Consider the following 23034-nt stretch of genomic DNA (forward strand, 5'->3'; position numbering starts at 1 on the left):
TGGCTAAAAACAGAAGGAAAAGGCTTCATCTTGGATACAGAGCACACGCCTTGCTTCGTGTACGTTCGCATTCGGCCTCGTCCGGTTTGGGCGATCCATGGCCACTACCGCACCATTCACCGGTCCCAAGCCAAGTTTCGTAAAAGTAGAGCCATTCACTTGCCCACGGGATGATCGTGTCAGCCATGAGCATTCCACGGTCCCACTCACCGGTTCCTGGCAAGTAGAGGCACAACGAACCGTCGCCGTACCGGTGGGGAATTGGATCGTCGGCGGGTTGAATCAAATCAGGTGATCGTACAAATACCTTTGGAACTCGCTCCAGCGAGTAGTGCAATCGAATGTCGTAAACATCACTCAGTGTTGTCGGTTGAATTTGCATATCCCAACGAAGCCGGTTCCGCTTGACGCTGCCGACTCCATCAGGGAATTGACGCTTCAGCGCGCCCCACTGGGTCACTGCCGTGACGTTATTTGTTGCGTTTAGAGTCGCCATAGAACGTGTGTCCTCGAACGGGGGTCGTGTTCAGCATCGGTGCCGTGCCGGTGATGAGCGTTGCTGTGGAAGACGTCACCGCAAGTTTTCCGGACGACGAAGCCCGTTGAACGTCATAGCCGAGTGACTTCGCCGATGCTTCGACAACCTTTCGGCCCAAGGATTCCCCGAGAAGGTCGAGCACCCGATGAATCCCGCCGCCCTTGAGCGCTTCCTCCAACTCAACACCAACTTGCTTAAGCCAATCGCGAAAATTAGTTTCACGATCGGGGTAGTCTTCGGCCTGCCAGCGGTCGGCAAAGTTCTCTGACGGATTGATTGGGTTCTCGACCCAGGCGACGCATTGGCCGTTAACCTTACGTTCTTTGATGTGGTCTGGCATCCGGTGAACCAGACCTGTTTAGGACAGGCATCTTTCATTGCCCACAGGCTGCATTGCAAATACGATTGCTTTATTGGGGGCGGAGCTTTTCAGACGGGGCGAATTGCGGAGGGCTTTTCCGATGACTAAGGCTCGCAAGTATCTCGTCGATCCAGAGGTGACGCGGTGGTATCACTGCATCTCCCGCTGCGTGCGGCAAGCGTTTCTATTCCACGACAAAGAGCAACCCGATCGACCTGACTGGCGACAGTGGATCGAGGATCGGCTGCAATTGCTCGATACGAACTTCGCCATTTCTGTGGGTGGATTTTCGGTCATGGACAATCATCTGCACGTGCTCTGCAGGCTCGATCCCGAGGATGCGGATCGCTGGAGTCCCCAAGAAGTCATGCGGCGATGGATCGCAGTCTACCCGCCCAAAAAGCTCAAGTCGGATGACGAAAAGGTTGTCCGGCAATGGGTCGAGAACCTGGCAAGGGACGAGCGCCGAGTGGCTCTGCTGCGCGATCGGCTCAAAAACCTCGGTTGGTTCATGAAGTCGCTCAAAGAACCGCTGGCAAGGCTGGCCAACAAAGCCGATGGCTGCCGTGGCACCTTTTGGGAATCGCGTTACAAGAGCATCGCGATCTTGGATGACGACGCGCTGCTGGCCACGAGTACCTACATCGATCTCAACCCGCTGGCGGCGGGACTCACGTCAACTCCAGAGCAGGGTTTGTACACATCGATACACCAACGTGTCGAGCATGTTTGCCAGAAGTGCGAAAAAGAAATCGAGCGGTTAAAGCCGGCCCGCCGGGGAAGTGTCGCCGCGAGCGTTGCCGCCGGCGCAATGGAGCAAGATCATTGGCTCGTCCCGTTCGAAGACCGGCGAGCCGCACAGCGCGCGGGGCGGGGCGAGTCGAGTTGCCGCGAGGGGATGTTGGAATCGTTTCCGCTGGGCAGCTATCTGCTATTACTAGACGCTACCGGCCGCATGTATCGCGATGGCAAAGCAAACATGGAAGCCGGAATGAAAGAAGTTTTCGAGCGACTGTCATCGACGCAAAGAGATTGGCAAGCTAAGACCGACAAGATGCTCCACAGCAAAAGTCTCCGCGGCAGCTTTTTTGCCACCAACAACGAGACCGTCGCCGCAGTCAAAACCGCAACCGGCCACCACTTCCGCAACCTATCGCCGCAGCCACCCGACTAGCCCCCCTCCGTCGGGCTACCCCAACTGCAACATTCGACGTCACAGCGCTACCGCTAGGCAAGGCCCCCACAAATCCCATCCACCAACCAGCCCAGACCACACAAAGAGCAACGCCACACCCCACCAAAACCGCCCCTCCCAACTACGACACGCCCCCACCCCGCAACCCTCCAGCAGGAACCCCAAACACCCGCCAGAATTACTCAGCACGAAAGGAACATGCGTGTCCTTTTGCCTCCTCCCCTCTTTTGCCATCTTTTGCCCTTTTCAACCGAAAGCAAAAGAATGTACCGCGACGCCAGAGTTTCTCGCTGCGCCGTATCTACGTCATTCGAGGGTAGCGTCCCTTGCGACGGCAAGCATTTTGTGGAGGCCCCCTGCCGGACTTCATCTGCTTGATGGATTCGCGAAAAAAACTAAAGCGAGAATCAAATCTACATGGATTGCCAACGCACAAGTATCGCTACTGGTCGAGCCCTTCAAGCACTCGCCAGACGTTGCGATAGGTCATCCCTGTTTGTGTGCCGACGACTCTTTGCCAATCTTCAACTGACATTTCACGCAAAGCAGAACGTTTCACATCAATTGGTTTATCTATATCAGCTGTTCTAGACGACGCGAAATGCATGGCCGCAGTTCGGGGAACACCTAGTAGACGATAAACGATTGCCGCGTCGGAATTTACCCCGTAGAAAACTCGAGAAGCGAGGTTCCGAAGTTCGGTTTGCCGTTCTTCAGGGAGCGAGCTTCCTGTGATTGAGAGCAATGCGCCCATTCCCCACGCTGCAGTTTGCGTCAATCGGCCAAACAAATTCCGCCCGCACTTTGTCATCGCATCCACCAAATCTCCTTCATCTTCAAGGAAGTAGCGTTTTGCGATGGACTTGACGGAATCCCCATTAACCCAGTCTTTCAGTATGTTGGCAAGACTATCGCCGTCAGGAACATCACCACCTGTTACAGCTTCAAGATTTTCACGCAACTCGGGAACTTTCAACAGAATGCCCATCATTGCCTGAAGATTCGAGTTACCCACACTAAACAACGTAGTGCCGTCCCACACATCGGAGGTCATTTTCTGTTCGCCGACTGCTTTAAGTACGGTAACGATACTCTGCAACGAGAATCCAGTGCTGTCAACGAGCTTGAGTGGTCTACCGGGCGTGCCGAGGTACTTCGTGTACTCATTGACTCCTCCTAGTAACTTCTCTGCCAACTCTGGATATTGCGCGCGCAGTTTGTCAAAACCAAACGTATTCCGCAGGACTTGCTCGACCTCCGCAGCGAACGTTTCTGGCTTCCCCATTTCTCGATAAGTATGCGCTAAATATTGCACGAATGTTGACCATTCAGGATGCCGATATACAATCGCGCCAAGATCACTCATTTCGTCTCCCGCTGAAAAGGCGAGTGACACCAGAGCAGAGTTCAGCGCACCAGACTGTCGGTTAATGAATTTTGCTAAATCTTGGGCCTTACTATCGTCCTTAGCAACTAACGCCACCACACCAAGTTGCCCTTGCGAGACGCGACCGGCTCGGCCTGCGATATTCCAAAAGTCCTCAGGAGACATATCCACCCAACGCTCATTAGTATTTGTTGGGTATTGGTGCGAGGCCATCACCACTGCGGAGACAGGGAAATTTACACCTTGTGCAATAGTAGTAGTAGCAACAAGAAAACTCAGCTCTTCTTCCTCAAACAGCCATTCCATCAAACCACGCACATCATCTGAGAGTCCAGCATGGTGGACTCCTACGCCATAATCCATCAGATCAACTAACGGGAAATCGTCTCCGAATTCAAGTCGCAAGAAGTCTTTAACAAGCTTTCGTTTTGGACTCTCAGGCCTCAAATTCTCTTCCACCTTCAGTCGATCAGCTAACGACCAAACCCAATCTATCCGTGAGTGCATCAATATGACAGGTCCGCGACGTTGCAGGGTTTGAGCTGTGGCCGCGGCCAGCGCACTTTGGTTTGAAACCTTGCGAAAGGTCTTCGCAATTGCTGGAGAACTTGGGAGATGAAGTAACTCATCAACGGCAATAGTCTTTCGCGTCGTGTGAAGTGTTTTCATGCGAAGGCTGTAATCAAAACTTCGCTTATTGATTGCCTCACCTTTTAACGACTGAACTACTCCAATCACGCGATCATTTGGCTGCCAATCCATAGAAAGGCTGATGTCGTCGGAGTTTTGTCCACCTAGCCAGCGAGCAACTTCGCGAGCATTGTCAATAAAGGGCGTTAAAAGAAGGAATTGTGCGCGTTGACACTCCTTGTTGATGGTCGCCAGCAGAAGCTCCAGCTTCAAGCCTCGAGTGGAATCTTGAATGTTGTGAGCCTCATCGACTACAACAAGAGTTAACGGTCTTCCTATTTTGGCTTCCCAATCCTGACGTAGCATTAAATCGAGTTTCTCGGGCGTTGTCACAAGAACACGGAAGCGACTGCTCTGTGTAGCATCATTCAGCATTTCGGCTTCAATGCTATCGATTTCCAACGCAGGACTTACCTGCTCAACGGAGATACCTAGTGGCGAAAAGTCACGCCGCAATTGACGAGCAATTTGGTTTACTAGCGTTCGCGTCGGTGCAAGATAGGCAACCCAACCTTGCTCGGTTTCAAACTGGTTCAAAGCTTGAAGAATACGAAACTCAGCAATCAGTGTCTTTCCACTTGATGTTGGCAAGCTGACAACGACTGCGCGGCGACTGGAACCCAAAAGCCCGCGTTCTGCCAACGCTCGCCGTTGTGGCGGCAACACATCAAAAATTGCTTTGTCGCCCCGACCACGTTCAACTAAATTCTCCACGAAGCGTGTTACACGTGAATTAACTGCCCTCGTCACCGTCCAAATTGAGTTCTCGATCATTTGCGAGGCGCTGCGGGACAACAAGCGGCAGACGGGTTCTAGCTGCTCAAACCTAAAGTGTTTGCAGACACTTTGAACTCGGTCGAAGTGTGAATCGAGCAACTGCTGAACTTGGAAATTTCCATCAACGACACCATCAGTCATGAATAGTGCGAATATCTCAGCCGCTTTCGCAAAATGGTATAGACCGATTAGTTCAATTGCCTTGGTTCTCGCGTCGGCTGGATCTTGCCGAAGTAGATAGCGTTCCTCGAACTCTTTTTGTGCATCCCTGAGAATTGCGATGCGGCTCAAAACTTGGTCTCTGTCTTCCCAACCGTCCTTACGAAAGATTAGAAGCCAAACATCGAGAATATTTGCCCATGTTTGCTCAACCCAATCATCAGACCGGAGAGGAAGATCAGGAATTCCTCTAAGCTTAAGCCATCGTGATGCGTCAGCTCCTTTGTCGCCCAATACGCCAAAGCAGCAAGCGCGAAGAACGAACAGGCCTTCGTCCATCGCATTTGATGGACGCTTTATAACTCGAGCCAGCGTGAAGGCCTCGGCAGCTAGTTCTCGAAGTTGATGCGGAGTGTCTCCACTTTCCTCTAACGAGTCAGTCAAAAGATCGTGGATTGCAAGCTCTAGCATCATCAACGCACGCTCAAGACAGTCGCCGTCTGGTACGGCAGCGTGTTGCATTAGTTCAGTTTGAAGCTGGATACGACTTGCAATCTGAGTCGCTTCTTTTCTTAGCTTGTCGTGATTGTCGAGAATCCAGTGACTCATGCTGCACCTCCAACTCGCGAAGGTAGTTCCGCGATGCTGAACGGCAAATAGATTGCAACTAATCGACAGGACGTTGGGCTAACAACGTTCTTCGATAGGGCGTCGCCACGCGCTTCAAGGTCGAGTACCGTCGGAGGAGTGTCTCGAATCAATACACCGTATAGAGAGATGGCCTGATTACCCGAATCAATTAGTAGGCGAACGGCGTCCTTGAATGCCTGTTCGTTCTCAGTCCCCTTGCATCTTGAATGAAGCCACTTTAGAAGTTGGCACAACGTCCCCAAGTTCGTGACCAATTGCTCAAGCTGATGCCGCATTCCACTACGACCGTTCATAACACCCGGTGGATTGTTCGCGTCTGTCGATGCCTTTACTTCACCCAGTGCCAATCGTGTTGCCCCACCCTCGTCTACGAAGCCAACAAGATCTGCGCCCGGCAAGCTAGCGAAGGGATTGCGTTTGTCTCGTTCGTGATTCCAAGGCCACGAGACCGCATGCTCGGCCTCGAGATAAGCCTCCGCAAATGACTCACCAATCGCCCAATCTCGTTCCTCGGGCACGTCGGCCTGAAGAACAAGTTCAAGGCTATCACTGGCGAATTGAGTAGTAGCTAGTGCTCGCAGATCGTCCCGGAAGTCCAAAGTCGCCGTAGAGTCATGGAGGCGTTCGGTCACAGGACCTTTAAGGAAATCCGAAAGCGACGCGTCGTCGGTGCAACAGAATCCCTGCCACGAAGTCTGCCCTCGTGTGGCGTCAAAACAGTACGACCCATTGACAAGGCTCATATTTCAACTTGTTCGTGTCGAATTTTCCGTTCAGGCGTTCGATTGAGCCACAACCTCGGACTGTAAGAAGTGCCCCATTGCAGTCAAAATCCGCCTAGAATTGACCATATTGTTGATGACGGTGGCGGCATGGCTGCAGGAGTCAACCTTCAAGATTTCCTGCTCCTGGCCGGGACTTTGCCGCGTCAATATAGCACCTGATAGCTGAGTACGAAACCGTTTTGACGACAGCCAAACTTTGACATGGTTGGCTGCGCAAGCTTGCTGGCGGCAGTACGGATGACGAAGGACCTGCTGCGGGACGTTTGGCGACCAGAGCACTCGGTGTCGAGTCGTGTGTATTGCGATGCTGAGTGTGGGGATTTGGAGACAGCCACAAACTGGATTACTTGCCCTGCGGACCACGGGTTGTGATGCACGCCCGCCTGGGCTTAGCAGTGTTGGAGTTTAGGCGAATCAGCTTGAAACACAGACTGGCCCTGGCACGACGCGCGGGGCGATGCCCACGCGGTTAAACTGGAAAAATTCGTGCTGGCTGCTTCGTCCCCCTTTTCCCTACTCTGCTTCCCGAAGGATCGCCCCCAATGATTTCAATCGACCAAGCGTTTGTGGATTCGGAGGCTCCCAACAGCAATGCGATCAGCAACGGACGCGGGCTGTTGGTCAAAGGAAAATTCGTCGCGCTGCACAAGAGCGACGACGATACGATCCTGTTTGGCGAGTGTAGCGGCAGCGGGCGGACGAACTATCACTGCTCGTGCGACTTCATCACGCCGGGCAAAGTTACCTACCGCTGCTCCTGTCCCAGCCGCCAGTTTCCGTGTAAGCATTGCATCGGGCTGATGTATGCCTTTACCGACGGCAACCCATTCACTGTGGCTTCGGTTCCCGAAGACCTTGCCGCCAAGCGGGAGAAGTTGGAACAGCGGGTAGAGAAAAAGAAGACGGACGCAACCAAACCGCGGAAGGTCAACAAGTCGGCTCTAAAAAAGAAGATCCAGGCCCAATTGGACGGTCTGACGCTGCTGGAGCAATTGACTCACGAGCTGATTCGGACCGGGATGGGGAACACCAACGCGAAGACCGCAAAGAACATCGAACAACAAGCCAAACAACTGGGGAACGCCTACCTGCCCGGAGCCCAGTCCGCGTTGCACTCTTACACGAAGCTGTTCACGGCCGACGACGGCGACTTTGATTCCGCGGTCGCACCGCAGCAGCGGGAAGCGATCTACAGCCAGGCGCTTGACCAATTGACTCAATTGAACGCGCTGATCAAAAACGGCCGCAGCTATTTGAACGATCGTTTGGCCGATCCCGAACTCGCTACGGACACCCAGTCGACGATCGCTGCTTGGCTGGGGCACGCGTGGCAATTGCGTGAATTGAAAGAGGCGGGGCTGGTTCAAGAGAATGCCGAATTGATTCAGCTCGCCTTCAATTCCTACGACGACATCGCGCGGCGGGAACTTGTCGACACCGGGATCTGGATGAATCTAGGGGACGGCCGGATCGGGCTGACTCAAAATTTTCGTCCTTACAAAGCCTTGAAGTATGTCAAAGCGGAGGACAGCTTTTTTCGGATCGCTCAAGTTCCCGAACTCTGCCTATATCCGGGGGACATCAATCCGCGGATCCGCTGGGACGCGATCGCGCCACGCCCGGTCGAGGCTTCCGATTTGCAAGCCGTCCGCCAGCACGCCCACAGCAATTTCGCGGAGATCCTGAAGACGATTAAGACGCATTTGAAGTCGCCGTTGGCCGACCGGCGCCCCATCGTGGCGCTGAACTATGCCCAGATCGGCAAAGTGGGAGACGATCTGGTTGTCGAAGATGCCGCCAAGACGCGGATCGTTTTCACTGAAACGGGACAGGCCGAAGAGCCGGCCAGCTGTCATTTGTTGCAGTTGCTGCCGCCGGAGATGTTCCAAAACCAGACCTTGATCGGCCGCTTCCATCACGACCTGCAAGCCCGCACTCTGCGAGTCAAACCGCTGAGTATCGTGACCGCCAGCCAAGTCTTCCGTCTGACGTTTTAAGAGGTATCATCCGGCACCCGTTAGCGTCCGGTTCGTCTGGATACCGCCGCGCTAGCTTGCACCGGCAATTCGCTCAAACACAAATGATCAATGCCCTACGCTGCCCGAGCGAATTCCAAGTAGAACCGAGCTTGGCGAGGCGTTATGATAGATCCACCCTATCGGTGCCTCCGTACGCTCCCCACCTCCATCCTGCCAGCGTTCTCATTATGTTTCGCCTTCCCGTTGCCCTGTTGCTGATCGTTGCTTCCGGCTCGCTGCCTGCTCAGTCGCCAGAATTTGCAGTCGACGTGATGTCGGTGCTCTCCAAAGCGGGCTGCAATCTGGGGACCTGTCACGGAAATCTCAATGGCAAAGGCGGCCTGAAGTTGTCGCTGCGGGGCCAGAATCCACGCGATGATTTCCGCACCTTGGTCGAAGAAGCGCGCGGTCGGCGCGTCAACGTGTTGGCTCCCGATGCCAGCTTGATCCTGCAGAAGGCGACGGGGGCTGCCGCGCATCGCGGCGGGATTCGCTTCGACGCCGATTCGCAAGAGTACCGCGTGATCAAAGAGTGGTTGCAACAGGGAGCTCCGGCACCATCGCCCGATGCCGCGCATGTGATCCAGTTGGATGTGACGCCACCGGAAGCTGTCGTCGCCGCGCCGCAGACCGATCTGCAATTGAAGGTCATCGCTCAGCTGTCCGACGGCACTTCGCGCGATGTCACCGATCGCGCTTGTTACGAATTGTCGAACTTGATCGCGGAGATCAGCCCCGGCGGCCGAGTCACTCGACTCGCCCAAGGCGAAACCACGTTGATCGTTCGCTATTTGAACATGCAAGTTCCGGTATCGATCGCGTTCATCGATGCCCGTCCCGAATTCGTCTGGGACGCGCCAGCCAGCAGCAACCCGATCGATCGCTTGGTCTGGGACAAACTGAAGCGACTGCGTATCAATCCGTCGCCACAGTGCGACGACAACGTCTTCATCCGCCGGGCCTTTTTGGATGCGATCGGACGAGCTCCAACGGCGACCGAAGCGCAACAGTTTGCAAGCGACACGCGTTTGGATAAACGCCAGCGTCTGATCGACGAACTTTTGTCGCGGACCGAGTTCGCGGACTACTGGGCACTGAAATGGGCCGACGTCTTGCGGACCGAAGAGAAGGTGCTCGATGTCAACGGTGTCGAAATTTTCCACGGCTGGATCCGCGACGCGATCGCTTCGGGACGTCCGTGGACTGAATTTGTCAGCGACCTAGTGACGGGAGTCGGCAGCACGTACGACCAGCCCGCAGCGAACTACTACCGAGCCAATCGCGATCCCGCAACTCGTGGCGAGACGACGGCGAGGTTGTTCCTTGGGACGCGGTTGCAATGTGCCAAGTGCCACAATCATCCGTTTGATCACTGGACGCAGAGCGATTATTACCGGTGGTCGAGTCTGTTTTCGCAGCTCGATTACGAACTGGGCGACAACAAACGCAAAGACAAGCTGGACAAAAACGAGTTCGTCGGCGAACAGGTCGTGCTGATCTCGAAGCAGGCGGAAGTCAAGAATCCGACGACCGGGAAGATCGCGGCGCCGAAGTTCTTGGGCGGCCCGACCTTAGATGAAAAGGCCCGCGCCAATCGTTTGCAATCGGTCGCGGATTGGTTGACCACCGAAGACAACCAGCTGTTCGCTCAATCCCAGGTCAATTTCATCTGGTATCACTTGATGGGGATCGGACTTGTCGATCCGATCGACGATTTCCGATTGACCAATCCAGCCAGCAACCCGCCGTTGATGCGGTATCTTGCCGATCACTTCGTGCAACAGAAATTTGATCTCCGCGCGGTGGTCCGCGAGATAATGAACTCGCAGACATATCAGCTGTCGGCGCTCCCCAACGCGACCAACTCGCACGATCAAACAAGCTACTCCCACGCGATCGTGAGACGCTTGCCGGCGGAGGTGTTGCTCGATTTGCAGAGCGATGTGTTGGACGATCCGGCCGCGTTTGATGGGTATCCCAAAGGAATCCGTGCGACTCAGATTCCGGGAGTCCAGAAGCGACGCAAGCGGGACGCGAGGCTTCAGTTGGGTGATCGGTTCTTGAAGACGTTTGGCAAACCGGAGCGGATCTTGGCCTGTGATTGCGAGCGATCGAATGAAACGACACTCAAACAAGTCTTCATGTTGATCGGCGAAGGACTCAACCAACGCCTGGCGTCACGCAGCAACCGAATCGCACGCCTGGCGGCATCGGACCTCAGCGGAGCGGAGATCGCCGATCAGCTCTACTGGGCCGCGCTGACGCGTCCACCGAGCGACGCCGAACGCCAACGGGCGGCGCAGTTGATCGATAGCGCCAGTGATCGTCGTACCGCCGTCGAAGACCTCACCTGGGCGCTGCTGAACGCTAAAGAGTTTTTGTTTCGACGTTAACAATCCAGACGATTGGCGTAAAACAATCGGCAAGCTCAGCTCGCGTTGACGGCTAGGCTTCGGTCAACGCTTTGATCGCGTCGATCACGTGCTGATCGTGACCGTCGACTTTGACTCGCTTCCAAACTTTGGCGACTTTGCCTTCGGCATCGATCACGAAAGTCGAACGCTGGATCCCCATGCTCTTCTTGCCGTACATGTTCTTCTCACGCCATGCTCCATACGCTTCGGCGACCTTGTGGTCGGGATCGGCTAGCAGCGGGAAGTTCAGTTCGTATTTGCTGCGGAACTTGGCGTGTGACGCGGTGTCGTCGGGGCTCACGCCCAACACGGTCGCTCCCAATGCTTTGATCTCTTCGCTGCGATCGCGGAAGGCGCATGCTTCTTTGGTGCAGCCGGGCGTATCGTCTTTGGGGTAGAAGTAGAGGACAACGGGGCTGCCCTTCAAGCTGGACAAACGGACTTTGTCCCCTTCGTCGCTCGCCAAATAAAACGCGGGTGCCTTCTGGCCTGCTTCGATCCAGTCTGTCATGAGTGATGTTCCTGTGTGTGTTTAACGATGCGGCGCTGTTGGACGCCTACGATCGTTGGCCGTGGTTGCATTCGGTTCGAGGGGAGAGGGGCGACGGGCTGCGTCGCCCCGCGTCTTTTGGCCCATGTTAGGCCCGTTCGATCGATTCGAAAAGAAGGAGCAGCGACGGGACCGCCACAGGGATGGCTCGCGATGCGCATGGGCGACTTTTCGAAATGCGGTCGCCGTCACGAACCGGACCGTCGGAATGAACGTCACAATCGGCGGGGAAAGCGTTGCGATCATCTTGTCGTCGACTGAATTTGTCGGGAGGGAGACCGCAGTTTCCACTGAATTTTTAGCGGCTCGGTTTGTTCCCCCGACGCGTGTAACGTAGGGTTCCTTGGCGTTGTGCCATCTTATGTGAACCCAATCACTGGGCGTCGTTGCGGGAGTCGGTCGTGTTGCTTGCCAGTTTGTGCCAAAAGCGAGTTGCGTTTGTTGGATTGATCGTGTTGTTTGTTGTTGTCGGAGCTGTCTTTGGCACAACACGCGGCGATCAAACCGGACACGTTCCCCCAGCGATCACTCCGATGGATCCGACGCTGGTGATCGGATACTCCACGTGTGCGAAGTGCCATCCAAACGAGATCGAGGTTTGGAAGGGAACTCCTCACTACGCAACGTTCGAAGAACTGCATCGTCGTCCCGAGGCGAAGCAGATCGCGCAGAAGCTGGGCGTTACATCGATAAAATACGATGGCCGTTGCATTTCGTGTCACTACACACAGAAAACGGAAAACGGCGAGGTCTCGGCGATTTCTGGGATCTCTTGCGAATCGTGCCACGGTCCGGCAAAGAACTGGATCGACTTGCATTACGATTATGGCGGTGCGGGGATCACTCGCGAAAGTGAATCCAAAGAGCATCGCGAGAAGCGGATCGCTGACAGCATTGCCGCCGGGATGCGGAATCCGCACAACATCTACACGATGGCCCAAAGCTGCATGAAGTGCCACACAGTTCCGGACGAGGAATTGGTCAACGTCGGCGGACACAGCAGCGGCAGCCTCGATTTTGAAATGGTATCGTGGTCCGAAGGGATGGTTCGCCATCGCTTCTTGGCCGGCGGTGGAGCCCACAATGCTCCACACACCGCTGAGGAATTGAATCTGTTGTTTGTTAGCGGGATGATTGCCGATCTCGAATTCAGCCTGCGAGCGACAAGCAACGCGACCTCCAAGAGCACCTACGGTTACACGGTTGCAAAGCGTGCCTCGGCGGTCGCCAAACGCCTCGCCTCGGTCTACAAGAAGACGCAGATTCCTCTGCTGCGAGAGATCATCGAAACCTACATGGCAGTGCCACTGAGTATCAACAATGCCGACGCGCTGAACGAGGCGGCTGACAAGATCGCGAAGCTTGGTTATCAGTTTGCCGAAGAACATACCGGCGCCGAACTGACGGCAATCCAGCCCTACGTGCCGGGCGAAGAACGTTGGCTGCAGCAGCAATAGCCGCCGGCCACCAACCAAGTGTCGAACAGAGCACGGCCGTTGTCCCACCAAGGACTCCGCCGTGCTTTTTTCGTTGCAAGGTATCGCCTGATAGAATTGCACGTGCAAATTGCTGCTGCACGATATCTACCGTCACGTGGTATGATAGAAGAGGTCTCTAAGTAGGTCGTATTGCATTTTCTCGGTTAACCGCGAGCCCAACGGGCCGCGCAGCCCTCAAAAACGCGGGGCGATGCCCACGCGGTTAAACTAGAAAAATCCGTGCTCTCAGCTTAGACACCAATTCGGAAACGCTGGTAGGATGACGAACAATGGGACAGACGTTAACAACGGTCGAAGAGCGGATTGCCAAGCTTGAGCAAGAAATGGTTCAGCTCCGCGAGATTATTGATCGCAAGCAACCGCGAGCGGGTTGGATGAAGAGGCTGGTTGGCTCGCACAAGAACGATGCTGCTTTTGATGAAATGGATCGCTTGGGGCGTGAGGCTCGGCAAGCTGAACAGATGGAGTACGAAGAGTAGTGTTTCTTCTGGACACCGATCATGTGAGTGTCTTGCAGCGTGCCACAGGTCACTCGTTCGAGCAACTGATACGCCGCCTTCAAAGCGTGCCAGAAGAGGATCTCTTTCTCTCAATCGTTACATTTCACGAACGCTTTCGCGGTTGGACCGGCTTAATTGCAAAAGCAAAGTCAGATGCGAGCGTCGTCTTTGCGTATCAGCAATTGAGAGAAACGTTGCACGAATTCTCCGACGTGCAACTGGCCGATTTTGACGACGCAGCAGCGAATGTCTTTGCCTCATATCGGTCCCAAAAGATTCGCATTGGAACGATGGACCTGCGAATCGCATCGATCGCGATCGCCAACGATTTGACTCTGCTGACTCGCAACACCGTCGATTTTGTTCGGGTCCCGAGCCTGCGATTCGCAGATTGGACGGCTGCCTGAATTCGCTTATTGCCAATCACCCGACAGACGTAAAATGAAGTCGAGTGCTTGGCGATCGGCTTGGTCGCTTCCGCCGCTGGAGATCGCTTCGACAAACTCGTTCGCGATCGATTCGATCCGTAAGTTTGCCGTCTCCAAGATCGCTTGATCCGCCGCGGCGGAAAGTCGATCGTTGCCGGCGGTATCGCGGAAGATCACGTCATCGTCCCCACCGCCACCTTCGATCCGGATCACGCTGACATCGCTCGCATTGATCGATTGCGTTGCTCCATTGATCGTCAGGATGTGCTGCCCCGATGCGCTCGACGCTGGCGTGACCTCGATGATGTCGCGATCGTCGCTTCCCAGAATGGTCAAGGTCGCACCGGATCGCTGCAACTGAACGCCTTGGACTTCCGAGCTCGAGACGGTGTCGCGCTGGATCGGTCGCGAGAGGATACGTCCCGAGTTGACGTATTGGGCTTTCTTTCCCGCTTCCATGAAGCTGTTGTTTTGCGAAACGCCAGCCGGTTCCAGAACGATACCGGCGATTTGGTTCTCCAAAACCGTCCCGCCCGTGCTGCCAGCAACCGCGTTGCCGTCGTGGTAATCGGTCGGTTGCTGTTGCGTGACGGTGTAGGTTCCCGCCGGTAGGTTGGTGAATTGATAACGTCCCAAAGCATCGGTAGCGGTCGCGGCGGTGATCGCTTGTCCTTGGAGATCGGTTCCCGACAGTCGGACAGTGATCCCGTGGAGCATCATCTCACCCGCGTCGGCAGACGTGTTCTGGTTCGCATCGACCCACACGCTGCCGGAAATCACGGCGGACCGGGGATCGTCTTGAATCTCGACGGTGTGCGTGCTGGGCGAACCGATGCTGACCGCGCCATCGACAGCATCACCGGCAACGGCGATCTGGAAGACCGCGGTTTCAAAAGGCTCTTGGAGATTGTCGTCGGTCAATTGCAACTGCACCGGCAACGTCGTGCCCGTTGTGCTTCCGGCGGGGAAGGTGATCGAGGTTGTCGTCAGCGTGTAGTCGGCGCTTGATGCCGTCCCCGTTCCGGTTGCAGTGATATTCACCGTGACCGCTTCGCCGATCGATCCGCCAGCCCCCGCATCCAAGCGGACGTTGAACGAATGCGAACCGGCAGCTTCCTGGACCGTGCTGGTGGCGGAGGTGAAAGCAAACTGAGCGGTATCGTCGTTGGTGATCGTCGCCGTGGCGGAAGTGTCGGCAAGCGTCACGCGATCGCCGATTCCGGCCGGCAGCCCCGCGAGCGCGTCGAGTATCAACTGGAACGTCTCATTGCGTTCGACTTTAGCATCACTGCCGATTTGCACGACGACGCTGCGTTGGGTGACGCCATCAAACGTGAGCGTTCCGTTGGTGTTGACGTAGTCGTTGTCGGCAAGGGTTGCGGTGCCATCGGACAACGAATATCCGATCGAGAATCCCCCTTGCACGATCGCACTGGCTGTCACATTAAAGGTCAACGCGCCGGCCGATTCGGAACCGCTGACATCGGCGACCGTGATCGTTGCGGTGTCGTCGTCGACGATCGACGCTGTGACGGAGGTAAAGTCGACGGTCACACGATCGGCCAATTCGTTGGGAACGCCGATCAGATTGCCAAACGCGACCGAAAACGACTCGTTCGCTTCGACGATGTTGTCCGCTGCAACGACGATCCGGACGTTCTGCGTTTCGCCAGCGGTGCCGACGAAGTCGAGCGTCGAATCGACTGCCGTGAAGTCACCGTCGGCCGCTCGCGCGGTGCCATCCACGGTTGCGTAAGGCAAGCTGAACGGCGTTTGAATCGGATTCGATAGCGTCACGGTATAAAGGAATTCGGTGCCGGTGGCCGAGGTCCCTTCGTTGTGCGTGACATTGGTTTGATCGATCGAAAGCGTGGTCGTATCGTCGTCGACGATCGTCACGATCGCGCGGCTGTCCGGAATGTCGACGCGTTGGCCCGAAGCGAGCTGCTGCAACTGGCCCAGGTTCAATTCGAACGTCTCGTCCCCTTCGACGCGGCTGTCCTTGACGATCGAGACGGTGATCACCTGTGTCTCACCCGCGTCGCCGTTAAACGTGAGCGTTCCATCGTTGTCGATGTAGTCGCTTCCGGCGAACGCAGTCCCATCATCCGTCGTGTAGGGCAACACAAAACCGCCGGGAACGGCATCGGTCAACTGGACCATGAACGAGAGGACCGTCGCGTCGTCGCCGGTTCCTTCGGTCTCGCTGGGGGCCAGAGGCGAAAGGATCAGCCGCGGGAAGTCATCGTTCTGAATCGTTGCTGTGGCGGGCGATCCCTCGATGTTGAGGTCGGTGAGTATCGAAGCCGCGGGCCCCGTCGGCGTCCCCAGCGAAACGGAGAAGGTCTCCGACGCTTCGACGCGATCGTCCTGGTTCACATCGATCGTGATCACCTTGGGCGTCGTCGAGCCGTCGAAAAAGACGAGCGTACCGGTTCGGGCGACGTAATCGTCGTCGGCAACGGTTGCCGTCCCATCGACTGTGCTAAATGGGATCCGTAATTCGCCTTGGACTGGCGCGGATAATTCGACAGTGAAATCGAACGGCGTGGTCGTCTGCGAGGATCCTTCGTCGGTCGCTGCCGGCGGAATCAAACGCAGCGTCGCCGAATCGTCGTTAACCAAGGTGGTCGTGATCGACGGATCGACCAGCGTCAACTGGCTCAAGATCTCGGCGGACACGTCGGTGATCGGACCGATCGCCAACTGGAAGGTCTCATCGGTTTCGACCTTATTGTCGCGTGTGATCTGCACGCTGATCGTTTTTGTCAGCTCGGTCTCGGAAAAAGTCAACGTTCCCGAATTGGCGACATAGTCGTCCCCGGCGGTCGCGGTGCCGTTGGAAGTTGCGTAGTCGAGAGAGAGTCCATCTTGAACGGGGTTGGAGAGCGTGACCGTATAGTCGATCGTGTCGTCTCCGCTGGCCGTTCCCTCGTTGCGGCTTGTCTGTCCCGTGAGCGTGACGGTTGCGGTATCGTCGTTTACGATCGTCAGCGTGATCGGGCTGCCGTTGGTCGTGATCCGCTCGCGAATCGAATCGGTCGTGGCGGTCAACGCGCCCAACGCGAACTGAAACTGTTCGTTCAGTTCGACGATGTTGTCATGATTGACCAACACGGTCACCTGATGCGTTTCCCCATCGGTGCCGACAAACGACAGCGAACCGTCGTTGTCGACGTAATCGCCGCTGGCCGCTGTCGCTGTTCCATCGTTGGTTGTGTAGTCGATATCAAAACCGCCAGTGACATTGCCGGTCAGGGCGAGATCAAACGTGAACGCGGTGGTGCCGCCCACGGTCCCTTCGTCCTGAGACGCCGAAACCGCGGTTACCCGCAACCTCGCCGTATCATTGTCGCGATTGATGATCGTTAGGTCGCGTGGGTTGAAGCCACTGAAGCGAACGTCATCGCTGACAACTGGCGACGTGACGATCGTGGTCGCGATGTCGCCGTCGACACTTGCGTCGTCGACGCCGATGGCCGTCACCCGTTGGGGAACGTCCCAGTTATCGGGAGTGAAGACCAGCTGGGTGTGCGAAATCGTGACTTCGCCGCTGTCGTTGGTCGCCAGATCGAAGCGAACCTCGCCCGTTGGTTGCTTAGTCAGGACGGCGTCAAAAAAGGTAGGCGTCCCGTTTTCGGAAGTTTCCAAATCGCCGGCGGGCGTGAAACGAACGCCCACTTCGTCGTCGATGTTCGATGCGGTGATCGCCGGAATCACAACGGCCGCATATTTCGCGTCGTCGCTGCTGATCGTTGCGTCGACGGTATAGTCGACTTGGTCATCTTCCAAGCTGTCGTCGACGCCGCTGACCGTGACCGTTTGTGCGATGTTCCAATTGGCGGGAGTGAAGGTCAACGTTTGCGGATCGACCGTTCCCTCGGAAGTGTCGGACGAGACAAGCGTCACCGTCACGTTGCTGGTCGGTTCGCTGTTTAAAACGACGACAAATTGGTCGGAGGTCCCGTCCTCGCCGGTCGTTAGATTCCCAGGAGGCGTGACCGTGACGCCCGCGGTGTCGTCGTTGAGGTTTTGAAACGATTGAGCCGGTAAAGCGAGAGCCGCATATTTTGCATCGTCGCTGCTGACACTGAACTGAATCTGGTAATCGATGTCGCCGTCGTCGATGTCGTCGTTCACTCCGCTGACGGTGACACTCTGAGCCACATTCCAATTGTTGGCGGTGAAAACCAACGAACTCGCGGAGACGGTGCCTTCGGTCGTGTCGGTCGATGTGATCGCGATCGTGACGTCCGATGTCGGTTGGCTATCGAGAACGAATTGCATCGTCGCAGCCGTTCCGGTCCCCGCTTCGCTCGTCTGCGTAGTCGTCGATGGCGTGAACGTGATCCCGGCGGTATCGCCATCGTCTTGGTTGGTCAACAAAATGTCGCGGGGATCGAATCCGGAGAATAGCGGATCGTCGCTTTGCACGACCGACGTGATCACTCGGAAATCGACATCGCCATCGTCGATGTCGTCGTCGACGCCGCGAACGGTGATCGTTTGCGGAACGTTCCAATTGGCCGAAGTGAAGAGGACCGAATCGATGTCGATCGTCGCTTCGGTCGTGTCGCTGGAGGATAGTCCGATCGTGACATCGCTGCTCGGCTGTTCGTCCAAGACAATCGTAAATGTCACCTCGGTGCCGGTCTCGCTGGTGGCGGACGCCGACGGCGCTGAGATCGTGATCGGGACTTCGTCATCCTGATTGGTGACAGTAACCGATGCGATCGGGATCGCGTTATAGACCGAATCGGTCGACGTGGCGGTCAGTTGAATCGAGTAGTCGACGTCGCCATCCTTTTCCGCATCGTCGACGCCCGTGGCGGTGACCGTTTGCGGCACGTTCCAGTTCAACGCGGTGAAGGTTAACGTTTGCGGAGCGACAGTTCCCTCGGCGGTGTTGTCCGACGCAAGGGCGATCGTGACGTCGGCTGTCGGTTGCGAATCCAACTGCACCGTGAAGATCGCCACGCCGCCATCTTCGCTTGTCGACAACGGGCCATCGGATTCGATACGAACGCCGGCGACATCGTCGTCCAAATTCGAAACGACAAGGTCTGCAGTCTCGATCGCGTTGTATTTCGGATCGGCACTCAGGGCATTAAAACGGATCGAATAATCGACCGGACCGTCGTCGATGAAATCATCGACTCCCGTCAGCGTGACGGTCTGTGGTGTGTCCCAGTTGCTGGCGTCGAAGATCAATTGAGTCGGAGCAACGGTTCCTTCGCCGGTATCGCTCGAGATCAGCTCGATAATCACCGACGCTGTCGGTTCAGAGTTCAGCGTGACGGTAACCTCTGTCGAACCGTCGGCCGCCGTTTCGCTGGTGGTAACGTCGACGCGTGGGCTGACGTTGATCCCCGCAACGTCGCCGTTGTCGTTGTTGGTCAGTAACACATCGGCCGGCTTGAGCCCTGAAAAATCGGGGTCGTTGCTGACGACAGGCGAAGTGATGATGCGGTAGTCGACGTTGCCATCGTCGATGAAATCGTCGACTCCCGTAACGGTGACCGTTTGCAGAGTGTCCCAATTTTGGCTCGTGAAAGTTAACGAAGTCAGGTCGATCGTCGCTTCGCCAAGGTCGTTCGACGAGAGGTCGATCGTGACGTTGTCGGCCGGTTGTTGATCCAAGACGACGGTGAACGTGACGCTGGTTCCGTCCTCGCTGGTCGCACTCGACGACGGTGCGGAGATCGTGACGGGGATCTCATTGTCTTCGTTGGTGATTTGGACGGTTCCGACTGCCAAGTCGTTGTATTTGGGATCGGTCGAGGTCAGCGCGAAGCCAACGGTATAGTCGACGCTGCCATCTTTCACGTCGTCGTTCTGGCCGACGACGGTGACGGTTTGCGGTTGGTTCCAATTGGTCGATGTGAATGTCAGCGGTTGAGACGTGACGAGCCCTTCGCTGCTGTCGCCGGATTGTGGAGTGACGGTCACGTTTTGTAACGGTTGAGAAGTCAATTGAACGGTGAAGGTTGCCACCGCTGCGTCTTCGCTGGTGACAAGCCCCGTGGCAGGCGTTAGGGTCAGCCCGGCAACATCGTTGTTGGTATTCCGTATCGCTTGATCGCTGACTGGCAGATCGTTGTATTTTCCGTCGGCGCTCAGCACGTCAAACCGGATCGAATACGATGCGTCGCCATCATCGACGAGATCATCGACTCCGGTCACCGTGACGGTCCGAGGCGTATTCCAGTTGCTTGTCGTAAACGTCAACTGAATTGGACTGACCGTTCCCTCGGCGGTGTTGCTGGATGTCAGATCGATCGTCACCGGTGCGACGGGCTGTGTCGCCAACGCGACGGTAAAGGTCGCGGTGCCTCCCGCTTCGGTCGTGGTTAAGTTGGGATCGGCGTTAACGACAACGGCGGCTTGATCGCCGGCACTTTGGTTGACAACGGTCACATCGGCAGGGTTGACGCCACTGTAGTTTGGATCGCTGCTTTGAATCGCCGACGTAATGATCGTGTAGCTGACGTCGCCGTCGTCGATGTTGTCGTCGACACCGGTCACCGTGAAGGTCTTCGGCTGGTTCCAGTTCTGTGGCGTGAAGACGACCGACGCGGGCGATACCGTTCCCTCGGTGAGATCGCTCGACGAGAGTGCGATCGTCACGTTGGAGGTCGGTTCTTTGTCGATGCTGACGCTGAAGGTCGCCTGTCGTCCCGTTTCGTCGGTGATCGCGTCGCCGACCGGTTGGATCGAAACGTTGACTTCGTTATCGGCATTGGTCGCCGAGATCGATGGAGCTTGCAGGCCATCGTAAGCGGGATCGTTCGACGCGAGCGAGAGGCTGATCGTGTAACCGATATCGCCGTCCTGGACCGGATCGTCGACGCCGGTGAGCGTCACGGTCTGGGCGACATTCCAGTTGGTTGTCGAAAACGTAATCGGGCTCGGCGCGACGGTTCCCTCGGTGGTGTCGCTCGATGTGAAGCTGACGACCACATTGCCGGTCGGTTGCGAATCCAAACGGATATTAAAGCTGTCGGTCCCGCCGCCTTCGGTCGTTCGCAGCCCCGAGGTGCGGCTGATCGTCACCCCGGCCGGATCGTCATCGACATTCGTGACGGGAAGGCTTTGGTTCAGCACGTACTTGGGATCGGTCGATGTCGATGAAACCTGGACTGCGTAGTCGATGTTGCCATCGGAGAGCGCATCGTTGACGCCGCTGATCGTGATCGTTCGCGGCGAGTTCCAGTTACTGGTCGTAAAGGTCTGGCTCGCGGGTGATACCGTCCCTTCGCTCGAATCGGACGAAGCAAACGAGACGACGACCGTCGCTGTCGGCTGGCTGCTCAACCGAATCGTGAAGCTCGTATTCTGTTGGGCTCCACTCTCCGCAGTCGTCAGTCCCGTTGCTGGCGAAATCGTAAAACCTGCCGTATCGGCATCGTCGGCGTTGGTGAGCGAGACGTTGGGGACTTCGCTGGCACTCAGTTGATAATTTGGATCGGCCGAAGACGTTGCCGTCGTGATCACGCTGTAAACGATGTCGCCATCGTCAACGTTGTCGTTCAGGCCGGTAACGGTCACGGTTTGGGGCGTGTTCCAATTGGTGACGTTGAAGCTGAGCGACGATGTCGACAACGTTCCTTCGGTCGTGTCGGACGACACCAAACCGACAGTCACATTGCCCAACGGCCGCGATTGCAATCGGACGGTAAAGGTTGCGGTGCGGCCATCCTCGCCGGTGACGAGCCCACTTGTCGGCGTAACGACAACGCCCGCAGTGTCGTCGTCGACGTTGGTTACCGTGACCTCGTTGGCGCTGAGCGCTGTGTAGGCCGGGTCGGCTCCCGTCGGCTTGGCCAAGATGATCTTGTAAGATTGATCGCCATCCTCGACATCGTCGTTCTGTCCTGTGACTGTGACAGTCTGTGGGACGTTCCAGTTGCTAGTCGTGAAGACCAACTGGCTCGGCGAAACCGTCCCCTCCAACGCGTTGTTGCTGGACAATGGGATCGTCACCGTCCCGGTCGACTGGCTGTTCAGCACGACGCGGAACGTATCGGAACGCGTTCCCGATTCACGCGTTGTCAAACCGGTCGCATCGAGGATCGTGATCCCAGCGGTATCGCTATCGTCGAGATTGGTGACCGAAACGTCCGGCGGATCGACGCCATTGAACCGGTCGTCGCTGCTGGTAAGCGCAGCGGTGATGATTTGAAACGGAATGTTCCCGTCGGCGATGCTGTCGTTGACGCCGGTCACGGTGACGGTTTGCGGCGTATTCCAGTTTGCCGACGTGAAGCTCAAGCTGCTCTTGTCGATCGTCCCTTCGGTTGGGTCGCTGGAGGACAGATTAAACGACACGCTGCCCTCGGGCTGTTCGCTCAGTCGAACCGAAAAGCTGGAACTGCCGCCCGCTTCACTCGTCTGCAGTCCGGTGGTCGGCGTGATGATGATGTTCGAAGCGATTTCGATCGAACCGCCAACGACCGACACTTCCGACGCGGGTATCTGCCGCAGATCCCACATCTGAATGGAACGCGTTGGTCCGTCGGCGTCGTCGATCGAAAGGTTTAATGTGCCGGGAGCCGACGGGGTGATCGTCGTCGAGAACAACAGGTATTCGGCCGTTCGCTGCGTGTCGTTCGATGGAGGAGCCGAATCGGAGTCGCTTCCCCCGACCTCATCGATCACGCCCGCGGTGTTCGTGTTGCCGTCGGTCGACATGGTGTAGCCGGGGCCGTGGGTGATCGATCCCGATGCCGTGGCCAAGCTGCTGTTGTAGTTTACGTCGAGGTAGGCGCGGAAGATCCCGTCGGGATCTTCCGCCTGCACGTCGCGGACATACGCGCGCAGCGTGTAGTCCTCCCCCACCGATAGCGACGTCACGGCACTCTGCGCCGCATCGACGAACTCAAACCGCAACTGCACGTCACCGGCAAGCAGTTGCCGCTGCTCGAGCCGTTCGGACTGCAATACCCGCCTCCGCAGCGCGCGCCGCCGCGAAGATGTCGATTTTCGTAACAGATTTCGCAGGGAAAGTGGGGTTCGCATCAAATCTGGCGCGGGTAATGAGAGGGGGCATGGAAGCGTTGGAAGACGCAGCGACGGACCGTTG

At 56.5% G+C, this 23034-nt stretch carries 11 protein-coding genes; 6 read left to right on the forward strand and 5 right to left on the reverse strand.

The window, feature by feature from the left end; translation table 11 throughout:
• Nucleotides 1-25 precede the first annotated feature (25 nt).
• On the reverse strand, nt 26-496 hold the full coding sequence (locus EC9_RS26615) for a hypothetical protein (protein WP_218934251.1): 471 nt from the start codon (nt 494-496) through the stop codon (nt 26-28).
• A complete protein-coding gene (locus EC9_RS18575) occupies nt 471-878 on the reverse strand; it encodes a hypothetical protein (protein ID WP_145347567.1) in 408 nt (135 codons plus the stop codon). The genes EC9_RS26615 and EC9_RS18575 overlap by 26 nt, the downstream gene beginning before the upstream one ends.
• Nucleotides 879-999: 121 nt before the next feature.
• On the opposite strand from EC9_RS18575, the gene EC9_RS18580 reads away from it, so the two are divergent.
• Complete coding sequence (locus EC9_RS18580; RefSeq protein WP_145347569.1) at nt 1000-2073, forward strand: transposase; 1074 nt, start codon at nt 1000-1002, stop codon at nt 2071-2073.
• A 463-nt stretch (nt 2074-2536) separates the two neighbouring features.
• Here EC9_RS18580 and EC9_RS18585 read toward each other — a convergent pair whose 3' ends face one another.
• A complete protein-coding gene (locus EC9_RS18585; RefSeq protein WP_145347571.1) occupies nt 2537-5716 on the reverse strand; it encodes a DEAD/DEAH box helicase in 3180 nt (1059 codons plus the stop codon).
• 1369 nt (nt 5717-7085) lie between these two features.
• Between EC9_RS18585 and EC9_RS18595 the strand changes: the two genes are divergently transcribed.
• Nucleotides 7086-8540 (forward strand): SWIM zinc finger family protein, encoded by a 1455-nt coding sequence (locus EC9_RS18595; protein WP_246105763.1) that lies wholly within the window; start codon nt 7086-7088, stop codon nt 8538-8540.
• 209 nt (nt 8541-8749) lie between these two features.
• A complete protein-coding gene (locus EC9_RS18600) occupies nt 8750-10954 on the forward strand; it encodes a DUF1549 and DUF1553 domain-containing protein (RefSeq protein ID WP_218934252.1) in 2205 nt (734 codons plus the stop codon).
• A 52-nt stretch (nt 10955-11006) separates the two neighbouring features.
• On the opposite strand, the gene bcp is transcribed toward EC9_RS18600, so the two are convergent.
• Nucleotides 11007-11486 (reverse strand): thioredoxin-dependent thiol peroxidase, encoded by a 480-nt coding sequence (bcp, locus tag EC9_RS18605; RefSeq protein ID WP_145347577.1) that lies wholly within the window; start codon nt 11484-11486, stop codon nt 11007-11009.
• A 440-nt stretch (nt 11487-11926) separates the two neighbouring features.
• On the opposite strand from bcp, the gene EC9_RS18610 reads away from it, so the two are divergent.
• The 3 genes from EC9_RS18610 (at nt 11927) to EC9_RS18620 (ending at nt 13931) form a co-directional block, all read left to right on the forward strand.
• Entirely contained in the window at nt 11927-12982 is a 1056-nt protein-coding gene (locus tag EC9_RS18610) for a cytochrome c family protein (RefSeq protein ID WP_145347579.1), read from the forward strand.
• 311 nt (nt 12983-13293) lie between these two features.
• A complete protein-coding gene (locus EC9_RS18615; protein WP_145347581.1) occupies nt 13294-13503 on the forward strand; it encodes a hypothetical protein in 210 nt (69 codons plus the stop codon).
• Between the two features lie 215 nt (nt 13504-13718).
• Complete coding sequence (locus EC9_RS18620) at nt 13719-13931, forward strand: type II toxin-antitoxin system VapC family toxin (RefSeq protein ID WP_145347583.1); 213 nt, start codon at nt 13719-13721, stop codon at nt 13929-13931.
• 6 nt (nt 13932-13937) lie between these two features.
• Here EC9_RS18620 and EC9_RS18625 read toward each other — a convergent pair whose 3' ends face one another.
• Nucleotides 13938-22892 (reverse strand): beta strand repeat-containing protein, encoded by an 8955-nt coding sequence (locus EC9_RS18625; RefSeq protein WP_218934253.1) that lies wholly within the window; start codon nt 22890-22892, stop codon nt 13938-13940.
• Between the last annotated feature and the right edge of the window lie 142 nt (nt 22893-23034).

This window comes from Rosistilla ulvae, from assembly GCF_007741475.1.
Lineage (GTDB): Bacteria > Planctomycetota > Planctomycetia > Pirellulales > Pirellulaceae > Rosistilla > Rosistilla ulvae.